Below are 19,379 nucleotides of genomic sequence, written 5' to 3'. Positions count from 1 at the left end.
TTTAAATGAAGGCACCTCACTCTTGGTTGGGATGGGGTGCCTTTGCCTTTGTTTTTTTGTATCATAAACTTGTTCAGGATCATGGGAAAGGAGCGGCGCCGTATGGTTTTCAGAGAGCAACACGCTTACTTGAGGAGTATCGAGCTGTTAAGGGACCGGATTCCCTCATTTACAGCATACCCGTTTAATCTTCCTTCCTTGCGCGAACTCACCTCTTTGCCTTTGCACCCCAAAGTAACCTATATTATAGGCGAGAACGGAATGGGAAAATCCACACTGCTTGAAGCGGCGGCTATCGCATGGGGATTTAATCCGGAGGGCGGCAGTCTCCATTTTACATTTTCTACCCGTTCATCGCATTCCGAGCTGCACCGCTATATCCGTTTGGTACGCGGAGTCCGTAAACCGAAAGACGGCTTCTTTTTCCGCGCCGAAACCTATTACAACCTGGCAACGAACATTGATGAAATGGATCGTGAGCAGTCCTCGGCCCCCCCTATCATACGGTCATATGGCGACAAATCACTGCACGAGCAATCCCATGGAGAATCGTTCTTCGCGGCTTTCCTTCACCGTTTCGGAGGGAATGGCCTTTACATTTTGGATGAGCCCGAGGCGGCCTTGTCTCCTTTTAAGCAGCTGTCCATGCTGGCCCGTATTCACGCTTTAGTGAATCGAAACTCCCAGTTTATTATTTCTACTCATTCTCCCATTTTAATGGGATATCCCGACGCTCTGATGTACAATCTTACGGACAAGGGCATTGAACAGATAACTCTGGAAGAAACCGATCATTATATCATTATGAAACAGTTCCTGCTAAACCGGGAACGGATGCTGAAGGAATTGTTCGCAGATGTGGAATAATCATAAAAGACCAATAGCAAGAGCAGGCATCCTTGTGCTTCCGCCGGATCCCTGCTCTTTCTCTAATGCCTGTGACCGATCCATGAGGTCAGATTGGCTTTCCGTTCTTCTTCACATCAAACTTCCCGCTTCGGTTATCAACGGCTCCCGGCTGATTACCTACAGGAGGATCGATTTGTACGGCCTCATTCGTTGTCCGCGTATGATGCAGGTCGGTTGCTCCCGCGGCATGGGTTCCTAATTCGGCCAGTTCTTCATTTTCGTTGTTATTTTGCACTTTGCTCATGAACTCATTCCTCCTTGAGGTGTGGTTTGTGAATTTACGCTTTCCTTCGACGTAGCTTCCGAGCTTTTTGGAGTATTCGAATCTAGATCCGTCATCTCCATATATCAGCTTTCTTGCTGGATATCATTACAGCTCTAAAGTTGCAAATCTTCAGTTAGTATGCAGTCTGTTTGCCCTGATTCATTCAACCGCTCTTTACCAATAAAGGGAATATCGGAATGTTATGTATGTTAAAATCCAATTTACATCGAGGGAGGCTTCCATGTATAAGCGTAATATTATCCTGAAGTACAAAAAGCCTGCAAGTCATATTAAATGACTTGCAGGCTTTTTGAATACATTTGCTTGGCGACGTTCTACTCTCCCAGGACCCTGCGGTCCAAGTACCATCGACGCTGGAAGGCTTAACGGTCGTGTTCGGTATGGGTACGCGTGGTTCCCTTCCGCCATCATCACCAAACGTATTCATTTCTCAAGGCTTGCGCCCTGAAAACTGGATCGAAACCAAGCTGCTGATCATCTTCATGTGCTTTTTGGATAAGCCCTCGACCGATTAGTATTCGTCAGCTCCACACGTTGCCGTGCTTCCACCCCGAACCTATCTACCTCGTCGTCTACAAGGGGTCTTACTTACTGGGAAATCTCATCTTGAGGGGGGCTTCACGCTTAGATGCTTTCAGCGCTTATCCCTTCCGTACTTGGCTATCCAGCCGTGCCTCTGGCGAGACAACTGGTACACCAGCGGTACGTCCATCCCGGTCCTCTCGTACTAAGGACAGCTCCTCTCAAATTTCCTGCGCCCGCGACAGATAGGGACCGAACTGTCTCACGACGTTCTGAACCCAGCTCGCGTACCGCTTTAATGGGCGAACAGCCCAACCCTTGGGACCTACTTCAGCCCCAGGATGCGATGAGCCGACATCGAGGTGCCAAACCTCCCCGTCGATGTGGACTCTTGGGGGAGATAAGCCTGTTATCCCCAGGGTAGCTTTTATCCGTTGAGCGATGGCCCTTCCATTCGGTACCACCGGATCACTAAGCCCGACTTTCGTCCCTGCTCGACCTGTTTGTCTCGCAGTCAAGCTCCCTTTTGCCTTTGCACTCTGCGAATGATTTCCAACCATTCTGAGGGAACCTTGGGGCGCCTCCGTTACGCTTTAGGAGGCGACCGCCCCAGTCAAACTGCCCACCTGACACTGTCCCCATACCCGCTTAGGGCACCAGGTTAGAACTCCGATACGATCAGGGTGGTATCCCAACGTCGCCTCCACACAAGCTGGCGCTCATGCTTCCCTGGCTCCCACCTATCCTGTACAGATCGTACCAAAGTCCAATATCAAGCTGCAGTAAAGCTCCATGGGGTCTTTCCGTCTTGTCGCGGGTAACCTGCATCTTCACAGGTATTAAAATTTTACCGGATCTCTCGTCGAGACAGCGCCCAAGTCGTTACGCCATTCGTGCGGGTCAGAATTTACCTGACAAGGAATTTCGCTACCTTAGGACCGTTATAGTTACGGCCGCCGTTTACTGGGGCTTCGGTTCACAGCTTCGGTCTTACCCTAACCGCTCCCCTTAACCTTCCAGCACCGGGCAGGCGTCAGCCCGTATACTTCGCCTTGCGGCTTCGCACAGACCTGTGTTTTTGCTAAACAGTCGCTTGGGCCTTTTCACTGCGGCCCCCTCGGGCTATTCACCCTACCGGGGCACCCCTTCTCCCGAAGTTACGGGGTCATTTTGCCGAGTTCCTTAACGAGAGTTCTTCCGCGCGCCTTAGCATCCTCTGCTCGCCTACCTGTGTCGGTTTGCGGTACGGGCACCTTCTCCCTGGCTAGAGGCTTTTCTTGGCAGCCTGAACTCATGACCTTCGGTACTCCAATTTTCCCTCCCCATCACAGCCCAGCCTTTCGATGTGCGGATTTGCCTGCACACCAGCCTCACTGCTTGGACGAGCATCCATCAGCTCGCGTCACTATCCTTCTGCGTCACCCCATCGCTCATAACGGTTCACGGTGGTACAGGAATTTCAACCTGTTGTCCTTCGACTACGCCTTTCGGCCTCGCCTTAGGTCCCGACTTACCCTGAGCGGACGAACCTTCCTCAGGAACCCTTAGGCTTTCGGCGGATCAGATTCTCACTGATCTTTTCGTTACTCATACCGGCATTCTCACTTGTAACCGCTCCAGCTGTCCTCACGATCAACCTTCAACGCTGTTACAACGCTCCCCTACCCCAGATATTTTCATATCTAGCCATAGCTTCGGTGGTGTGTTTAGCCCCGTTACATTTTCGGCGCAGAGTCACTCGACCAGTGAGCTATTACGCACTCTTTGAATGGTGGCTGCTTCTAAGCCAACATCCTGGTTGTCTGCGCAACTCCACATCCTTTCCCACTTAACACACACTTGGGGACCTTAGCTGATGATCTGGGCTGTTTCCCTCTTGACAATGGATCTTAGCACTCACTGTCTGACTCCCGGGTTAACGTCTGTGGCATTCAGAGTTTGACTGGACTTGGTAACCCTTGGCGGGCCCCGCACCCAATCAGTGCTTTACCTCCACGACGCATCTCCCGAGGCTAGCCCTAAAGCTATTTCGGGGAGAACCAGCTATCTCCGAGTTCGATTGGAATTTCTCCGCTACCCCCACCTCATCCCCGAATTTTTCAACATTCGTGGGTTCGGGCCTCCAGTGCGTGTTACCGCACCTTCACCCTGGACAGGGGTAGATCACACGGTTTCGGGTCTACGCCTGCAAACTCATTCGCCCTATTCAGACTCGCTTTCGCTGCGGCTTCGGCTTCTCACCTTAACCTTGCTTGCAAACGTAACTCGCCGGTTCATTCTACAAAAGGCACGCCATCACCCTTTAACGGGCTCTGACTTCTTGTAAGCACACGGTTTCAGGTTCTCTTTCACTCCGCTCCCGCGGTTCTTTTCACCTTTCCCTCACGGTACTGCTTCACTATCGGTCGCCAGGGAGTATTTAGCCTTGGCAGATGGTCCTGCCGGATTCCCACGAGGTTTCACGTGTCTCGCGGTACTCGGGATCCGTCTAGGGCTTTCGCAGAATTTCGGCTACAGGGCTGTTACCTTCTCCGGCCGGCCTTTCCAGACCGCTTCACCTACTCTGCTCAACCCACGTTGACGTCCCACAACCCCAGGGGGCAAGCCCCCTGGTTTGGGCTAATCCGCTTTCGCTCGCCGCTACTGACGGAATCACTTTTGTTTTCTTTTCCTGAGGGTACTTAGATGTTTCAGTTCCCCTCGTCTGCCTCCAATGCAGCTATGTATTCACTGCATGGTACGTATCTATTACGATACGCAGGTTTCCCCATTCGGACATCCCCGGATCAAAGCCTGCTTACGGCTCCCCGAGGCATTTCGTCGTTCGCTACGTCCTTCATCGGCTCCTGGCGCCTAGGCATCCTCCGTGTGCTCTTATTAGCTTAACCAATTTGGTTATTCGGTACCGACACTTACGTATCGGCTGCTGACGATTTTCTTACAAAAATCGCAGCGGGATGATTCAGCATTTTGCTTCGTTTCGATATCCAGTTTTCAAGGAACAAACGTATTTCCGCTGCCGTTTTACCGGCAGGAAAGGTATCTTACCATGCTCCGGCTTGCCGATGCAACCATCAACTTTTGCCAAGAACACGCTAAGCTTCGAAAGGCATTGCACCTTTCAAAACTGAACACGAGTGAGTGCTTCTTGCTTATTGTCCGTTACCCCGCAGGTAACATGGACTCCATAGAAAGGAGGTGATCCAGCCGCACCTTCCGATACGGCTACCTTGTTACGACTTCACCCCAATCATCTACCCCACCTTCGGCGGCTGGCTCCTTGCGGTTACCCCACCGACTTCGGGTGTTGTAAACTCTCGTGGTGTGACGGGCGGTGTGTACAAGACCCGGGAACGTATTCACCGCGGCATGCTGATCCGCGATTACTAGCAATTCCGACTTCATGCAGGCGAGTTGCAGCCTGCAATCCGAACTGAGACCGGCTTATAAGGATTTGCTCCGGATCGCTCCTTCGCTTCCCGTTGTACCGGCCATTGTAGTACGTGTGTAGCCCAGGTCATAAGGGGCATGATGATTTGACGTCATCCCCACCTTCCTCCGGTTTGTCACCGGCAGTCAACTTAGAGTGCCCAACTTAATGCTGGCAACTAAGCTCAAGGGTTGCGCTCGTTGCGGGACTTAACCCAACATCTCACGACACGAGCTGACGACAACCATGCACCACCTGTCTCCTCTGTCCCGAAGGAAAGGTACATCTCTGTACCGGTCAGAGGGATGTCAAGACCTGGTAAGGTTCTTCGCGTTGCTTCGAATTAAACCACATACTCCACTGCTTGTGCGGGTCCCCGTCAATTCCTTTGAGTTTCACTCTTGCGAGCGTACTCCCCAGGCGGAGTGCTTATTGTGTTGACTTCGGCACCAAGGGTATCGAAACCCCTAACACCTAGCACTCATCGTTTACGGCGTGGACTACCAGGGTATCTAATCCTGTTTGCTCCCCACGCTTTCGCGCCTCAGCGTCAGTTACAGTCCAGAAAGCCGCCTTCGCCACTGGTGTTCCTCCACATCTCTACGCATTTCACCGCTACACGTGGAATTCCGCTTTCCTCTCCTGCACTCAAGCCACCCAGTTTTCGGTGCGATCCGGGGTTGAGCCCCGGGCTTATACACCAAACTTAAGCGGCCGCCTGCGCGCGCTTTACGCCCAATAATTCCGGACAACGCTTGCCCCCTACGTATTACCGCGGCTGCTGGCACGTAGTTAGCCGGGGCTTTCTTCTCAAGTACCGTCACCCTCAGGGCAGTGACTCCCCAAGGCGTTCTTCCTTGGCAACAGAGCTTTACGATCCGAAAACCTTCTTCACTCACGCGGCGTTGCTCCGTCAGACTTGCGTCCATTGCGGAAGATTCCCTACTGCTGCCTCCCGTAGGAGTCTGGGCCGTGTCTCAGTCCCAGTGTGGCCGATCACCCTCTCAGGTCGGCTACGCATCGTCGCCTTGGTGAGCCGTTACCCCACCAACTAGCTAATGCGCCGCAGGCCCATCTGTAAGCCACAGCTTGCACCGTGTTTCTTGATCCCTCCATGCGGAGAAACCACCTATCCGGTCTTAGCTACCGTTTCCGGTAGTTATCCCGGTCTTACAGGCAGGTTGCCTACGTGTTACTCACCCGTCCGCCGCTCCAGGGGGCTCCCCTAAGGGAGCACCCCTAGCGCTCGACTTGCATGTATTAGGCACGCCGCCAGCGTTCGTCCTGAGCCAGGATCAAACTCTCCAATAAAGAAAAGCTGATTAGCTCATCATCTACTACTGGCGAGAATCTTTCGATTCTCTATCTTTACACTCACTCGTTGTTCAGTTTTCAAAGGGCAATTTCATTCTCTTAAAAGTTTCCGATAAAGCCGATCAATCTCAATTGACCTCCGGAAACAACTCTTATATATTATCACATTTCTCCTCAGCATGCAAGCATTTTTTCCAACCTTCATATTCAAGTTTCAAGTTGAATCTGTTTCAATGCCTGCCTCAGAAGCGACAAAGAGTAATATATCAAAAATGAAAATAGAAAGCAACTGTTTTATTTGTTGAAAATTTTCCATGGAGCAGTCCGATTCAACCTGCTCCATGATTATTCCAGTCTATACCGACCATCCCTCGAGTTTTAACTGCGGTTCAGCTTTCATATCAAGCGCCGCAAACTGGCCGCGGCGGTATTTCAAGAACGCGGCGGCGCCGATCATCGCCGCATTGTCGGTGCACAAGCTAAGCGGCGGCGCGAGCAAAGGTACGCCTTCATGCCTACAGCGCGTTTCGAGCGCCGTTCTCAGACCCTTGTTGGCGGCTACCCCGCCCGCAAGCAGCAGCTGCTTTGCGCCAAACTTCCTTACGGCGCGAATGGCCTTTTCCACCAGGACGTCGATGACTGAGTCCTGGAATCCTCGCGCCACGGCCTCCGGGGCCAAAGGCTGCCCTTTCATGTTGGCCTGATTCAACACAGCCAACACAGCCGACTTCAGCCCGCTGAAGCTGAAGTCGTAAGAATCCGGCTCAAGCCATGCGCGGGGAAGCGTCACCGCTTCCGTCGCCTCATGCGCCAGACGATCAATATGAGGACCGCCGGGATACGGCAGCTTGAGTGCCCGTCCGACTTTGTCATAGGCTTCACCAACGGCATCGTCTCTGGTTTGACCGATGATGCGGAAGCTCCCCTCGGATTCCACATGCACCAGCTCCGTATGTCCTCCCGACACCACAAGAGCCATAAAAGGATATTCCAACTTGTGCACCAGCTCGTTGGCATAAATATGGCCGGCAATGTGGTGTACGCCAATAAGAGGCAGGTCGAGGGCACAAGCGAATGCTTTTGCGGCCACCACGCCAACCAGCAGCGAACCGACCAAGCCCGGGCCCTGGGTAACGGCAACGGCCGCCAACTGCTGCGGCTGCACCCCGGCCTGCGTCAGCGCCTCTTCCAGAATCCACGTGATCGATTCCACATGCTTCCGTGAAGCTACCTCCGGAACAACACCGCCGAATCTTTTATGAGTCTCCACCTGACTTGAAACCACGTTAGAAAGAATTTCCCGTCCGTCACGGACTACCGCTGCAGACGTTTCGTCGCAGCTCGTCTCCACCGCAAGAATATAAACGGGCGCCGAATCGCCTTCATTCCCATGGCTTTTCATATGATCTCTATTCATATATGCAAACCTGCTTCCTGTTCCTGAATGTTAAAATCTCAGGATCGCAATTCTCATACTTCCTTAACTTCATTGGTTTTGCAGAAAAGAAATTGCTCAGTGTTCCTGAATGTTAAAATCTCAGGATCGCAATTCTCATACTTCTTTACTTCATTGGCTTCGCAGAAGCGAAATTGCTCTGCCGTTATTTGCTTATACGGTTCGTTTTGGAAGATCTGCCCACATGATGATGGCATCTTCTTTATTATCCGTATAATATCCCCGGCGAACGCCTACAGACCGAAATCCCTTTTTCTCGTACAGCCGCTGGGCAATCTTGTTGGATGGGCGCACCTCAAGCGTCATCCGTACCGCCCCATAAAAGCTGGCGGTGCGCTGCATTTCCGTCAGCAATCGTTCTCCCAGCTTGCGACCCCGGTATTTTGCCCGGATCGCTATATTGGTGACATGCGCTTCTTCCAAAATAAGCCACATTCCGCCGTAACCGGCGATCTCGCCGTCATGCTCAATCACAATATATTGGGCGAACTGATTGTTTGACAGCTCATTCTCAAAAGCCCCGGCGGTCCAGGGCGTAGTAAACGACTCCCGCTCGATCTCACAGATGACAGGTATGTCCTCTCGTCGCATCGCTCTGAATTGCACATCACTGTCAGGAATCGCTTCCGTTTCCTGTTTACGTTCCATAGCGGACCGTCCTCCTCTATGATCGTTGAGCGAGAAGCTTGGCTTCGGCCTCCGCCAGCTGCGTATAATTCGGAACCAACCCGTGAACATCCTCGGTTTCCCCCCGCTTCCATCGAATACGGCCGAGCTCTGCGACATGGCGGGCCCTCACGCCGTGAACCATTTCCTCCACACGCCCGGCACAGCGGGATGCAAAGGATCGAATCGGCTCCGAATGCTGCTCAAGCTCACCGGTAAAGACGATCCGGTCCGGTTGGTGTTTAGCGGCATGCAATGCCAATTCCTCCGTCCAGGCGGCCATAAGCCGGATGCCGTCCGGGACGGCACACTTCCAGCCGGAGGCACCTGCCTCGTATAAAGCCGTGAATGCCTGACCCCTGCGCGCATCAATGAGAGGAATGAGCCATACTGTTTCGCGAGCTCTCTCCGTCTCTTTCAGAACGCGGTCCAGTGCGCCTAATTCACCGTCACGGACTTCCGACATTTCCCCGGTCATACCAAACGATGCTCCGGTCACAGCCGTTTCCGCCCCTCCGAGCGCCATGGCTTCCAATGTGGATACGCCAAACAGCGACAGTTTATGCGTCCATGCAAACGTCTTTGCTGCCGTTACTCCTATACGTACTCCCGTATACGATCCGGGGCCGACGCCTATGGCAAACCCGTTAAGCTCCGCCGGCTTGACGTCCACCTCCGTCATAAGACGCTTCATCGCGGGAATCAGGTGCAGCGAATGGTTTCTTTCCGCTTTCGACGTCATCTCTCCCAGCAGCTTGTCTTCCCGGGTGAGCGCAATCGTCATGGATGCCGTTGACGTATCCACGGAAAGCATCAGGCCGCCGTGCCGGCCGGTTTGATCCGTTCCCGTTCCAGTTATCATAAGTATCCGTTCTCCTTCAGTTTCAGGCACCATTCTTCGTAAGGTTCGCCATAGGGAATCAATTGGAAGCGCCGTCCTTGCTCACCATCATGCTCGATCCGCACAGCCAGCCGCTCGGGCGGCAGCAGGTCCTCGATAATGGACGCCCATTCAATCAAAGTCACGCCCTGACCGTAAAAATATTCGTCCAATCCAAGTTCGTCCGCCTCTTCGGCAGATAAGCGGTACACATCCATATGGTAAAAAGGAAACCGTTCTCCTTCATATTCTTTGATGATCGTAAAGGTAGGGCTGTTTACGATCTCCTTCACCCCGATCGCCTTCGCAACCGACTGGGAGAACGTGGTTTTACCGGCGCCCAGTTCCCCGTCCAGCGTCAGCACGGTGCCGGGAATAAACAACGAGGCTAAGCGTTCTGCCAGCCGAGACGTGTCCCCCACACTGCGTGACCTGTATTCATATAAGGGCATTCTTCCATTCCTCCGTCTTTTTAACTGCCAAAATGATTGTAACCCCGCTTGCCGAGGGGCAGCGCACCGCCGCTGCTTCGCACAAGCCGAACGCCTTGATGCTCGGCATTCACACAGCCAATCAGATAAAGCGGGAGCCCCGCCGTCTTAAAAGCGGCCTGCAGCTCCATGGCATGCTCGGCAGGCACCGTTCCAACCAATTGATAGTCTTCTCCGCCGTACAGGATATAATCTAACGGATCCCTGTTTACCCGCGCGGCATACGAAAGCAGCTCCTCCGCCACTGGGATTTGATCCTCATTCAGATCGATACCGACCCCGGAAGCTTCGGCAATCTCCCAGGCTTCGCTGGCAAGCCCGTCGCTCACGTCATTCAGCGCATGACGAAACCCCGACTGACGAAGCAGCTCTCCGGCTTGCACCTGGGGCTCTGGCCGGCAGTGCGCTTGTATCAGCGGCCGGTACATTTCCATCTCGGGTACAGTATCCCAAACATCCGATGGCTGCGCAAGCCCGAGCAGGTATTCCAATCCCGCCGCGGAGCGGCCCAATAGCCCGGTGGCAAAGACAACGTCGCCCGACCGCGCCGCAGAACGCAGCAGCGCTTTGTCCGCTTCGGTTTCACCGATAACCGTAACCGTCAAGGTAATGCCTCCGGCGCTTGCCGTCGTATCGCCGCCTACGATCGCAACGCCATAGCGGGAGGCGCAGTCATACAATCCCTCGTACATCGCGCGAACCCGCTCTACCGGCGCATCCTTCGGAAGGCTGAGTGCGACCAGCGCAAACCGCGGCGTCCCGCCCATGGCGGCAATATCGCTTACGGACGATGCCATAGCCTTATATCCGACGTCCGTATCCCGCATGGTCACACGCTTAAAATGGATTTCTTCCGTCATCGTATCGCAAGTCAGTATCAAACGGCTTCCATGCGGGACATGCACAACGGCCGCATCGTCTCCGATTCCCGTTTCCACGCCCTTTGCCTTTTGAAAAGCAGTCGATTGCTTGCCGCCGGTCAGCAGCCGAATCAAGGCAAATTCCTCGATCGAGCTCAATGCTATCCGCCTCCGCTAATGTTTTGACCATTATTATAGCCCTACCGCCTTTTTGTAGCAACAAAAAAGCTTCCCCTTTGCCTTCCTGCCCTCGAAATGGCGGCAGACGCTCAGGGAAAGCTCTTGCTTTGCTTTACTTTACTTCCTCAAGTTCCTCAACCGGAACCACACGAGTATCGGCCGGTTGGTGCTCCGCGTGAACCTTGGCGGTTTTCTCCTCCGCATCGATGCTATCGATCCATACGGATACGCCGTTCAGCTCCACGTCGATTTTCTCATCTGCATTCAAAATCTGCTGCGCGCGGGCCAGATTCATTGTTCATCACCGCCGTTTAGCACCGACTCCGGATAATCCATCGTATCGGTCGTACTCTCCTCGATCAGTCCGTTATGTATACTGACCGTACCGCCTCCCAAGCCTTCGTTTATCATGCGGTCGATATCCATAAAGCTGGTATCCCGGCCTTCATTCGACGTATCCGCAGTATTGTTCCCGCCTGACGTATTGGCTTCCGTCAACGTTGTTCCCTCCTTGATCTGAAGATGAGACCGGCTCCATTTTCCCTGAACGCCGCCGTCTCCTGTTAGGATGTCCCAACCGCACGGAACTCCATACAACGAGGAATAAAACTTCATGAATCCCGCTTCCGATGTGCATACTAACGGAAAAAGGAGGGCTTTTGTAAGCCCTGGGAGGTAACCCGTCATGCATACAGTCTGGAAAGGCGCCATCAGCTTCGGCTTGGTCCACGTACCGGTAAAAATGTTTTCCGCCACCGAAGACAAGGATATCTCTATGCGGATGATTCATAAGGAATGCAGCACCCCGCTCAACTTCGTGCGCAAATGCCAGCATTGCGAGCGTGAGGTCGAGTGGTCTGAGATTGTCAGAGGCTATGAATATGAGCCTGGTTCCTTCGTGCTTTTTGACAAGGACGAGCTCGAAAGTTTAGCCGGCGAAGCGACGAAGGAAATTAAAATTCTGGATTTTGTCGATCTCTCCGACATTGACCCTATTTATTTTCAGAAGACGTATTATCTTTCACCTAATGAAACCGGCGCCGGGGCCTATAATCTGCTGCTGGAAGCCATGAAACAAACGGGTAAAATTGGCATCGCCAAGGTGTCGATTCGTTCCAAGAGCAGCCTCGCCGCCATCCGCATTATTGACCGCTGTATTGCGATGGAGACGATTTTTTACCCCGATGAAATCCGCTCTGTCGATCAGGTGCCGGGGCTGCCGGAGCAAGTCAACGTGAACGACAAAGAGCTCGAAATGGCCAAGATGCTGATAAACCAGCTCTCGACGGAATTCGAGCCTGAAAAGTATAAGGATGATTATCGTACTGCCGTAATGCAGGCCATCGAACAAAAAATTTCCGGACAACAGATCCGTGTGGCGCCGGAACAGCGTAAAACCAACGTTATCGACCTGATGGCGGCGCTTCAGGCCAGCTTGGAAGCAGTGAAGCCGGTAACGCCCGATCCTGCGGCTGCAGCGGCGGATAAGCCCAAAGCAGCAGGCAAAAAAGGAAAAGCAAAGACGAAGGCGAAGGAAACGGTCGGCTCCTGATCGGTCATTCATACAGGTTACCTGTCGGAATCCAAACGCGGCGGGTAACCTTTTTGATGCACAAATTGGCTTGATCCCCTTCATGAACGGGCGAAGCGGCAATACTATGCCGTCATAACACTCCGTCAAACACACATTCCCGAGGAGGCACATCGATAAAAGCCTGAATGGAAGGCTGCCGCAAGGTGCGCCCCTCCTGCCATCGCCATTCCGTATACTGAAGCTTGACCACAAGCTTGGGCTCGACCCAATAAGCCCCTTTCATTTCCGGATGCTCATTGTCGAAGGGCTTGTCTCGGATGGTCGCCGGTTTCAGCTTGGCCGTTAACTCGACCCATTCGGATTTTTTCAGCTTGCCGGTTCCGACATGGCCGATATACCATAACTTTCCTTCCGCGGTATAGACTCCGACAAGTACCGCATTCACAATGCCTCCGTTTAGCGTATAGCCCCCGACGACCGCTGCGATATCCCCGTAATTTTTGACTTTAACCCATCGCCTGTCTTTCCCGTTAATGCTGTACGTACTGTGAAGCTCCTTGCTGACGATTCCCTCCAGGCCCTGCTGCCGCGTCATTTGAAATAAAGCTGCTCCGTCATCATACGAAGGAACAATCTGAATGACAGGGCCCGGAATAATCGTTTGGTTCAGCAGCTCCAACCGGGCGCTGAGCGGCTTGTTCAATACCCATTGGCCGTCATAATACAGCAGATCGAAGAGCATGTAAGCAACGGGCACCTGCCTCATCGCCTGTGGAACCCTGTCCAGCTTGCGGATGCCGTCCCGCTTCATGACCTCATGAAACGAGGGCTTCCCGTCCTTGCCCAGCGCTATAATTTCGCCGTCAAGAATAACGGAATCGGCCCGGCAATACTTTTGTACTTCCGTAAGCTCAGGGTATTGGAACGTTCTTTCATTCAATTTGCGGTTAAATAAACGGCACTGCCGGCCGTCGTAATAAGTCAACATACGGACGCCATCCCATTTGACCTGGTGAATCCAACGGTCCTCTGAAGGCACTAAGCTTTCGGACACCGGTTCGAAGGGAATGACGGGCTTCATCGGACACATTCCGGTCACCGCCTGCCTTTCTTCAAGGGATACGATTCCCCATTCGGCGAAAAGCTATGAATAGCACTTAGAAAAGGAAGTGAAGCGCTCCAATGGCTGTGACCGCTAAACATAAGAAAACGAAGGGCGCCTTGAGGGTTGATGGTCATGAACTGACGATCACGAATCCCGATAAGCCGTTATGGCCTGAGAAGGGGATCACCAAAGCGATGTATTTGGAGAAGCTGGCCCAGCTTTCACCCTACTTGCTGACTTACTGCAAAAACCGTTATTTGACGACGATCCGGTTTCCTCATGGCTGGAACGATAAATCGTTTTACCAGAAAAATGCGCCGGAGCCCACGCCCGATTTTGTGAAAACAGCTGTGCTTGAGTCGATTAATTACGTTCACCTCGACTCTCTGCCTACGCTGCTGTGGTTGGGAAATTTGGCCTGTCTGGAGTTTCATCCCTCCTTCCATCGGATCGGGGAGACGCTTCCGGTCGAATGGTTGATCGACATCGACCCGAGTGTCGACCCGGAGCCGCGCATCATGGAGGCTGCGGAAATCATCGGAGAGATCCTTGAGGGCATGAAGATCAAGTCCGTGCCCAAGACATCCGGTGCAACCGGCGTACAAATTTATGTTCCGATTCCGGCTGACCGCGGGTATACCTTCGAAGAGCTGCGTGGTATCGGGCAGTTCGTCGCCTCCTATGCGGTACAAAAGCACCCGAAGCTGTTTACGGTGGAGCGGCTGAAGAAAGACCGCGGCACTTTAATTTATATCGACTATTTGCAGCATTGGTACGGCAAAACGCTCTCCGCTCCCTATACGCCCCGTGCCCGCAAGGATGCCACGGTGTCGACGCCGCTGACCTGGGAGGAAGTGTCTTTGCGCTGCGATCCGCGCGACTTTCACCTGCTCAACATCATTGAACGCCTGCAGCAAAAAGGAGACCTGATTGCTCAGCTCCCCCCGCAAAATCTCGATCATGTACTGTCGTTCATCAGGAAATAACATTCAGGATACAGGTTCCGCCTCGGACCTTGCGCGTTAACTCCTGAATGACGTGCAGCGGAGCGAGGGGAATCGTGTTCGTAAGGGGGATACCATCCATATCCTGCAGGAGGCTTTTTAATACAGCGGAGATAAAATGCGCCCCATAACCTCCTTGATTTTCTGCCATCGGGACCGTTTTTCGAACGCTTCCAGCTTGATCTCGCGGCAATCCTTCAAATCATGCAGGAAATCACTTTCCAACCGATGCAGCGTCTCCCTATCGTACACTACGGCGTTCAGTTCAAAATTGCTGTAAAAGCTGCGCATGTCCACATTCGCCGTTCCAACGGTCCCCAGCAGATTGTCGATCAGCATCACCTTGGCGTGAATAAAGCCTTTTTGGTAGGCATAAAACCGGACTCCCGCCTGCAGCAATTCCTCAAAGTAAGACATGGATGCATAATTTACAATGCTTGAATCCGACTTCTGCGGGAAAATAATACGCACATCGACACCGCTGATTGCCGCCGTTTTGAGTCCCATGCAGATGCTGGCGTCCGGGATAAAATAAGGCGTTGTTATATAGAGTCGTTTCTTTGCCGCCGTAATGGCTCCGAAGTACATTTCCAGGATTGCATCCCAGTGCGCATCAGGTCCGCTGTCTATGATCTGCGCCGGCTTCCGGCCGCGGCACTCATGTTCGGGAAACAGGCTGGTGTCCGTAAGGCGGTTACCGCTGACAAACAGCCAATCGACCAAAAACGTATGCTGCAGGGAATACACCACGTCGCCCTCCAGCTTCAAATGCGTATCCCGCCAAAAACCGAGCTTCGGATTCCCGCCCAAATATTCATCTCCGATGTTGATGCCGCCGACAAACCCCTTTAGCCCGTCCACCACCACGATTTTACGATGATTCCGGTAATTGATCCGCTGATTGAAAAAAGCGATCATGATGGGCAGAAAAAAATAGACTTCACAACCGGCCTGCTTCAGCTCATCTGTAAACTTGCTGCTCAATTGATAGCTGCCGATCCCGTCAAAAATACAACGAACCTTCACGCCTTCCCGCGCCTTACGGATCAATACATCTTGAAATTGCTTCCCCACTCCGTCATCGCGGATCGTATAAAATTCAAAATGGATGTGATCCTTCGCCTGCTCCATCGCCTCGAGCATGGCAGGGTATGCCTCACTGGCATTCGTTAGCACTTCGATCTCATTGCGGTAGGTAACTTGTGAACCGGGAATATTGTTGAGCAGGGCGAATAGCCGCTGTTCGTGCCGCCAGTTTTTGAATTGATTGTCATCCCACTCGGGATCCGATGCCTTTAGTTTTGACCCCACAAGACGAATATCGCTTCTTGCAGACAGCCCTCTGCGCCGCACCTTTCTTCTGCGGTTGTATTCTTTGGCCAGAAAATAGTACATAACACAACCGACGACCGGAATAATAAACAGAATAAAAAGCCAGGCCATGGCTTTGGGCGGATGCCGGAACTCTCCGATGAGAATGGTCAATATCTGCAGAATGAATAATAACAACGCAATAACGAGCCACAGCACCGCTAGCCTTCCCCCTTTAACTGGTGTCTATCATTTACATATGCGCAAGGACCTATTCCCCCTGATTGTAACAAGATGAATCAAGATTGTCATAATTTTTCGCAATTGGAGAAAAATATACCGAACATGCTCCGGCAAAGCTTGGATTTGACCTAGTGGGCGAAGGAGGTCGTCAGGATCATGACGGGAATCAACCGCAAGAAACAAAAGGAAGATGAAGAAAGCCTGCTGCAAAAACGGAATTACCGCTTTATCGACGAGCTCCGTTCGGTACCGGTTTTCCTTAGTCTGGAGGAGAATAAAAATTATTTGAAAGAGCTGTTCAAGGACAGCTCCGATTTTGTCATTCGCGAATTTAGGCTGGAGCAAAGCCAGGATGCCATCCTGTTCTTTGTTGATGGATTAACCAATACGGAGCTCGTCAATGAAGCGATGAAGACGCTTATGATTCTGGAGGGCGGAGAGCAGCTTATCGATAACATATCGGAATCGGTGCTCCCCGTTTCGCAAATCCAGAAAGCGAACAATTATGCGGATCTCCTGCTCTCGGTGCTGGGCGGGGATACGGGACTGATCGTCGATCGAAACAACAAAGCTTTAATGCTTGGGATTCGAGGCATGGAAAAGCGTTCGATCAATGAACCGGATACGGAGACCGTTATCCGGGGACCAAGGGAAGGCTTCGTTGAAAATATACGAACCAACACCTCCATGATTCGCCGCAAGCTGAAAACGCCGCACCTCAAAATGAAGCCCTTGACCATCGGCCGCGAAAGCAACACCAGCGTAATCATCACTTATTTAGAAGACCTTGCAGATCCCAAAATCGTAGAAGAGGTCATCGGACGATTGGAGAAAATCAATATTGACGCCGTCCTGGAGACGGGTTATCTCGAGGAGTTTATTCAGGACTCGGCCTATTCTCCGTTTCCGCAGGTGCAGTACACGGAAAGGCCGGACATGGTAGCGGCGGCTCTGCTCCAAGGCCGGATAGGCATCATGGTGGACGGCACACCGTTTGTTCTTATCGTTCCCTTTGTGTTCACGGAAATTATGCAGGCCAGCGAGGACTACTACGAAAGGTTTCAGATCGCCACGCTAATCAGATGGCTGCGCTATTTTTTCATGGTGCTCTCCCTGCTCACCCCTGGCCTATACGTCGCCATCACCACTTTCCATCAAGACTTGCTGCCGACGACGCTGCTGCTTTCGGTAGCCGCTGCCCGCGAATCGATTCCTTTCCCGGCTGTAGTTGAAGCCTTCATCATGGAGGTCACCTTCGAGGCTTTGCGGGAAGCGGGCATCCGTTTGCCGAAGGCGGTCGGCTCTGCCGTCAGCATTTTGGGCGCGTTGGTTGTCGGTCAAGCCGCAGTGGAAGCGGGAATCGTTTCCGCTCCAATGGTTATCGTCGTTTCCCTTACGGGCATCGCCTCTTTCACGATCCCGCGGTTTAACGGAGCGATCGCCATCCGGATGCTGCGGTTTCCGATCATTGTTGCCGCCGCGCTGCTCGGAATGTACGGCATCTTGATATCGATCCTGCTCATCATCGGGCACATGGCAAGCTTGCGATCCTTCGGAATTCCTTACTTGTCACCCTTTGGCCCGTTGTCATCGAGCGACCTGAAGGACGTGATCATCCGATCCCCTTGGTGGCTGATGAGGACACGGCCGACTTATATCCCTCTGCAGGATGAAAAAAGAATGGGAGAATCGCTGTCACAGGAAATCATGGAACAATCAGGTCAGAAAGGAAAAAAAATCAAACATGAGTCTTCAGAGGTGAAAAAGGAATGAGACCCGCGCTAACCCGCCTGCCGCTCCTTCTGCTCATCCTGGTCTCCCTTACGGGCTGCTGGGATCGGACGGAAATCAACGACCTGGCTTTTATCCTCACCACGGCGGTGGATCTAGAAGAAGACGGCTCGATTCGTTACAGCGTGCTTCTGCCGCTCCCCGGATCTATGGGCGGTCCTACCGGGGGAGGAGGAGGTACGGCCGGCAATACAACGTACTACATCGATTCGGCGGTCGGAGATACAATCAGAAGCGCACAAGCGAAGCTGCAGAAAAGAATGTCCAGACGGATGTTCCTTGCTCATCGCAGAACGCTGGTGGTGGGAGAAGAATATGCCAAGAAAGGGATCCGGGAGATTTTTGACGCTACGGCACGTACGGCGGAAAGCCGGATGTCCACTTTTTTAATCGTCTCTAAAGGGAAGGCATATGACCTTCTGCAAGCGAACCCGCAGTTTGAAAGATTTCCATCCGAGGCGATCCGGGAGCTTGTGAAAGCAAGAACGGTGATGAATATAAACATCAAGGATATTGCTTTATCTCTCAGTACCATCGGCAGCGATCCGGTGGTTGTATATGTCGGAGTAAAAGAATCCGAGAAAGGCCCCAAGCCATCGAAGGAAATCGAGGTTCTCGGCTACGCCCAATTCCGGAAAGACAAGATGGTCGGGATCTTTGAAGGCCGCACCGCTCTGGGACTGGCGCTCCTGAAGAACGAACCGGTTACATTGAAAATCACGGTTCCTATAGAAAAGAACAAGCTCATTACCGCAAGCATCTATGAGCCCCGCAGCAAAATCCAGCCCAAGCTGGCAGGCGGCAAGCTCGCTTATGACATATACATTGACTCGAAATCCAAGGTTATTGAAAGCAGCGATTACTACGATCTTAGTCAAATAAACAAAATCAAGCAGCTGGAGCAAAGGATTGGCTCCTATATGAAAAGCTCTGTTGAAGAAACGTTAAAAAAAATGGCGAATAAAGAAACGGACTCCATCAGCTTGGGGACACGCTTGTGGATCGCTTATCCCCGGTTATGGAAAGAAACCTACGAGAAAGCCTGGCCGCAAGGGTTCAAAGACGCCGATTTCAATGTTCACATAGAAAACACGCTTTCGGAGACCGGTTTGATTTATGAGAATGTGACGAAGGCGGGGAACGGATATTGAATACGCAATTTTTGATCGGGTTTGCGCTGCTGATGCTTCTCCATATCTTCCTTGACATCAAACACTGGGCGCAGCAGCCCAATGATGTGAAGCGGTTGTATATTTTACTCTACGCCGTTGCGTTGGGTCTCTTCGTTTCCATAACGCTGGGCTACAAACCGCCGATGCCGACACATTATTTGGTTGAGAAGGTATCGCCTTGGATCTTCTCAATTATTCATCCGCAGTGATGAACCAAAGGAAGGA

Annotated in this window: 16 protein-coding genes and 3 rRNA genes; 6 read left to right on the top strand and 13 right to left on the bottom strand. The window is 52.4% G+C overall.

Translation table 11 applies throughout. The annotated features are described in order from the left end of the window. Positions 1 to 102: 102 nt before the first annotated feature. The gene (locus IJ22_RS24775) at positions 103 to 867 is read left to right on the top strand and encodes an AAA family ATPase (protein WP_062410690.1); all 765 of its coding nucleotides are present in this window, start codon (positions 103 to 105) and stop codon (positions 865 to 867) included. Positions 868 to 955: 88 nt separating this feature from the next. On the opposite strand, the gene IJ22_RS24770 is transcribed toward IJ22_RS24775, so the two are convergent. The 11 genes from IJ22_RS24770 to IJ22_RS26895 all read right to left on the bottom strand — a co-directional run bounded on the left by IJ22_RS24770 (position 956) and on the right by IJ22_RS26895 (position 11,492). Beyond that, positions 956 to 1,153 (bottom strand): hypothetical protein, encoded by a 198-nt coding sequence (locus IJ22_RS24770; RefSeq protein WP_062410689.1) that lies wholly within the window; start codon positions 1,151 to 1,153, stop codon positions 956 to 958. Between the two features lie 343 nt (positions 1,154 to 1,496). Then, positions 1,497 to 1,613 (bottom strand): 5S ribosomal RNA (rrf, locus tag IJ22_RS24765). Between the two features lie 73 nt (positions 1,614 to 1,686). Further along, positions 1,687 to 4,605, bottom strand: a 23S ribosomal RNA gene (locus IJ22_RS24760). Positions 4,606 to 4,908: 303 nt separating this feature from the next. Beyond that, positions 4,909 to 6,458 (bottom strand): 16S ribosomal RNA (locus tag IJ22_RS24755). The 16S, 23S and 5S rRNA genes sit together here, the layout of an rRNA operon. Before the next feature lie 358 nt (positions 6,459 to 6,816). Beyond that, complete coding sequence (tsaD, locus tag IJ22_RS24750; protein WP_082660948.1) at positions 6,817 to 7,878, bottom strand: tRNA (adenosine(37)-N6)-threonylcarbamoyltransferase complex transferase subunit TsaD; 1,062 nt, start codon at positions 7,876 to 7,878, stop codon at positions 6,817 to 6,819. 192 nt (positions 7,879 to 8,070) lie between these two features. Next, a complete protein-coding gene (gene rimI, locus IJ22_RS24745) occupies positions 8,071 to 8,565 on the bottom strand; it encodes a ribosomal protein S18-alanine N-acetyltransferase (protein WP_062410688.1) in 495 nt (164 codons plus the stop codon). Between the two features lie 16 nt (positions 8,566 to 8,581). After that, entirely contained in the window at positions 8,582 to 9,445 is an 864-nt protein-coding gene (gene tsaB, locus IJ22_RS24740; RefSeq protein WP_062410687.1) for a tRNA (adenosine(37)-N6)-threonylcarbamoyltransferase complex dimerization subunit type 1 TsaB, read from the bottom strand. Then, on the bottom strand, positions 9,442 to 9,915 hold the full coding sequence (tsaE, locus tag IJ22_RS24735) for a tRNA (adenosine(37)-N6)-threonylcarbamoyltransferase complex ATPase subunit type 1 TsaE (RefSeq protein WP_054819623.1): 474 nt from the start codon (positions 9,913 to 9,915) through the stop codon (positions 9,442 to 9,444). The genes tsaB and tsaE overlap by 4 nt, the downstream gene beginning before the upstream one ends. Before the next feature lie 20 nt (positions 9,916 to 9,935). Beyond that, the gene (gene thiL, locus IJ22_RS24730) at positions 9,936 to 10,973 is read right to left on the bottom strand and encodes a thiamine-phosphate kinase (RefSeq protein ID WP_062410686.1); all 1,038 of its coding nucleotides are present in this window, start codon (positions 10,971 to 10,973) and stop codon (positions 9,936 to 9,938) included. Between the two features lie 133 nt (positions 10,974 to 11,106). Further along, positions 11,107 to 11,289, bottom strand: coding sequence for an H-type small acid-soluble spore protein (locus IJ22_RS24725; RefSeq protein ID WP_062410685.1), 183 nt, complete (start codon positions 11,287 to 11,289; stop codon positions 11,107 to 11,109). Next, on the bottom strand, positions 11,286 to 11,492 hold the full coding sequence (locus tag IJ22_RS26895) for a hypothetical protein (RefSeq protein WP_054819625.1): 207 nt from the start codon (positions 11,490 to 11,492) through the stop codon (positions 11,286 to 11,288). Before IJ22_RS26895 ends, IJ22_RS24725 begins: the two co-directional genes overlap by 4 nt. Before the next feature lie 187 nt (positions 11,493 to 11,679). On the opposite strand from IJ22_RS26895, the gene ku reads away from it, so the two are divergent. After that, positions 11,680 to 12,546, top strand: a complete 867-nt coding sequence (gene ku, locus IJ22_RS24715; RefSeq protein ID WP_062410684.1) for a non-homologous end joining protein Ku — start codon at positions 11,680 to 11,682, stop codon at positions 12,544 to 12,546. Between the two features lie 112 nt (positions 12,547 to 12,658). On the opposite strand, the gene IJ22_RS24710 is transcribed toward ku, so the two are convergent. Then, positions 12,659 to 13,609, bottom strand: a complete 951-nt coding sequence (locus IJ22_RS24710; protein WP_062411139.1) for an ATP-dependent DNA ligase — start codon at positions 13,607 to 13,609, stop codon at positions 12,659 to 12,661. Positions 13,610 to 13,710: 101 nt separating this feature from the next. Here IJ22_RS24710 and ligD point away from each other — a divergent pair, with 101 nt between their 5' ends. Further along, the gene (gene ligD / locus IJ22_RS24705; RefSeq protein ID WP_062410683.1) at positions 13,711 to 14,619 is read left to right on the top strand and encodes a non-homologous end-joining DNA ligase; all 909 of its coding nucleotides are present in this window, start codon (positions 13,711 to 13,713) and stop codon (positions 14,617 to 14,619) included. Positions 14,620 to 14,736: 117 nt separating this feature from the next. Here the strand turns inward: ligD and cls are convergent, their stop codons facing one another. Then, entirely contained in the window at positions 14,737 to 16,167 is a 1,431-nt protein-coding gene (gene cls / locus IJ22_RS24700) for a cardiolipin synthase (RefSeq protein WP_054819619.1), read from the bottom strand. Between the two features lie 180 nt (positions 16,168 to 16,347). On the opposite strand from cls, the gene IJ22_RS24695 reads away from it, so the two are divergent. From IJ22_RS24695 to IJ22_RS24685, 3 genes are read left to right on the top strand one after another with little or no spacing between them, the layout of a single operon-like run. Continuing rightward, positions 16,348 to 17,964, top strand: coding sequence for a spore germination protein (locus IJ22_RS24695; RefSeq protein WP_062410682.1), 1,617 nt, complete (start codon positions 16,348 to 16,350; stop codon positions 17,962 to 17,964). Beyond that, entirely contained in the window at positions 17,961 to 19,133 is a 1,173-nt protein-coding gene (locus IJ22_RS24690; protein ID WP_062410681.1) for a Ger(x)C family spore germination protein, read from the top strand. The genes IJ22_RS24695 and IJ22_RS24690 overlap by 4 nt, the downstream gene beginning before the upstream one ends. Further along, positions 19,130 to 19,363 (top strand): hypothetical protein, encoded by a 234-nt coding sequence (locus IJ22_RS24685; RefSeq protein WP_054819618.1) that lies wholly within the window; start codon positions 19,130 to 19,132, stop codon positions 19,361 to 19,363. Before IJ22_RS24690 ends, IJ22_RS24685 begins: the two co-directional genes overlap by 4 nt. Positions 19,364 to 19,379 lie beyond the last annotated feature (16 nt).

Source organism: Paenibacillus naphthalenovorans (assembly GCF_001465255.1).
In the GTDB taxonomy this organism is placed as follows: Bacteria; Bacillota; Bacilli; order Paenibacillales; family NBRC-103111; genus Paenibacillus_G; species Paenibacillus_G naphthalenovorans.
This window is presented reverse-complemented; position numbering and strand designations above follow the sequence as displayed.

Excerpts from the sequence above, each read along its gene's own strand:
- IJ22_RS24710 (WP_062411139.1), bottom strand. The coding sequence starts at position 13,609 with ATGAAGCCCGTCATTCCCTTCGAACCGGTGTCCGAAAGCTTAGTGCCT.
- IJ22_RS24690 (WP_062410681.1), top strand. The coding sequence starts at position 17,961 with ATGAGACCCGCGCTAACCCGCCTGCCGCTCCTTCTGCTCATCCTGGTC.
- IJ22_RS24775 (WP_062410690.1), top strand. The coding sequence starts at position 103 with ATGGTTTTCAGAGAGCAACACGCTTACTTGAGGAGTATCGAGCTGTTA.
- tsaE (WP_054819623.1), bottom strand. The coding sequence starts at position 9,915 with ATGCCCTTATATGAATACAGGTCACGCAGTGTGGGGGACACGTCTCGG.
- tsaD (WP_082660948.1), bottom strand. The coding sequence starts at position 7,878 with ATGAATAGAGATCATATGAAAAGCCATGGGAATGAAGGCGATTCGGCG.
- ligD (WP_062410683.1), top strand. The coding sequence starts at position 13,711 with ATGGCTGTGACCGCTAAACATAAGAAAACGAAGGGCGCCTTGAGGGTT.
- ku (WP_062410684.1), top strand. The coding sequence starts at position 11,680 with ATGCATACAGTCTGGAAAGGCGCCATCAGCTTCGGCTTGGTCCACGTA.
- tsaB (WP_062410687.1), bottom strand. The coding sequence starts at position 9,445 with ATGATAACTGGAACGGGAACGGATCAAACCGGCCGGCACGGCGGCCTG.
- IJ22_RS24770 (WP_062410689.1), bottom strand. The coding sequence starts at position 1,153 with ATGAGCAAAGTGCAAAATAACAACGAAAATGAAGAACTGGCCGAATTA.
- IJ22_RS24695 (WP_062410682.1), top strand. The coding sequence starts at position 16,348 with ATGACGGGAATCAACCGCAAGAAACAAAAGGAAGATGAAGAAAGCCTG.
- rimI (WP_062410688.1), bottom strand. The coding sequence starts at position 8,565 with ATGGAACGTAAACAGGAAACGGAAGCGATTCCTGACAGTGATGTGCAA.
- IJ22_RS24725 (WP_062410685.1), bottom strand. The coding sequence starts at position 11,289 with ATGAATCTGGCCCGCGCGCAGCAGATTTTGAATGCAGATGAGAAAATC.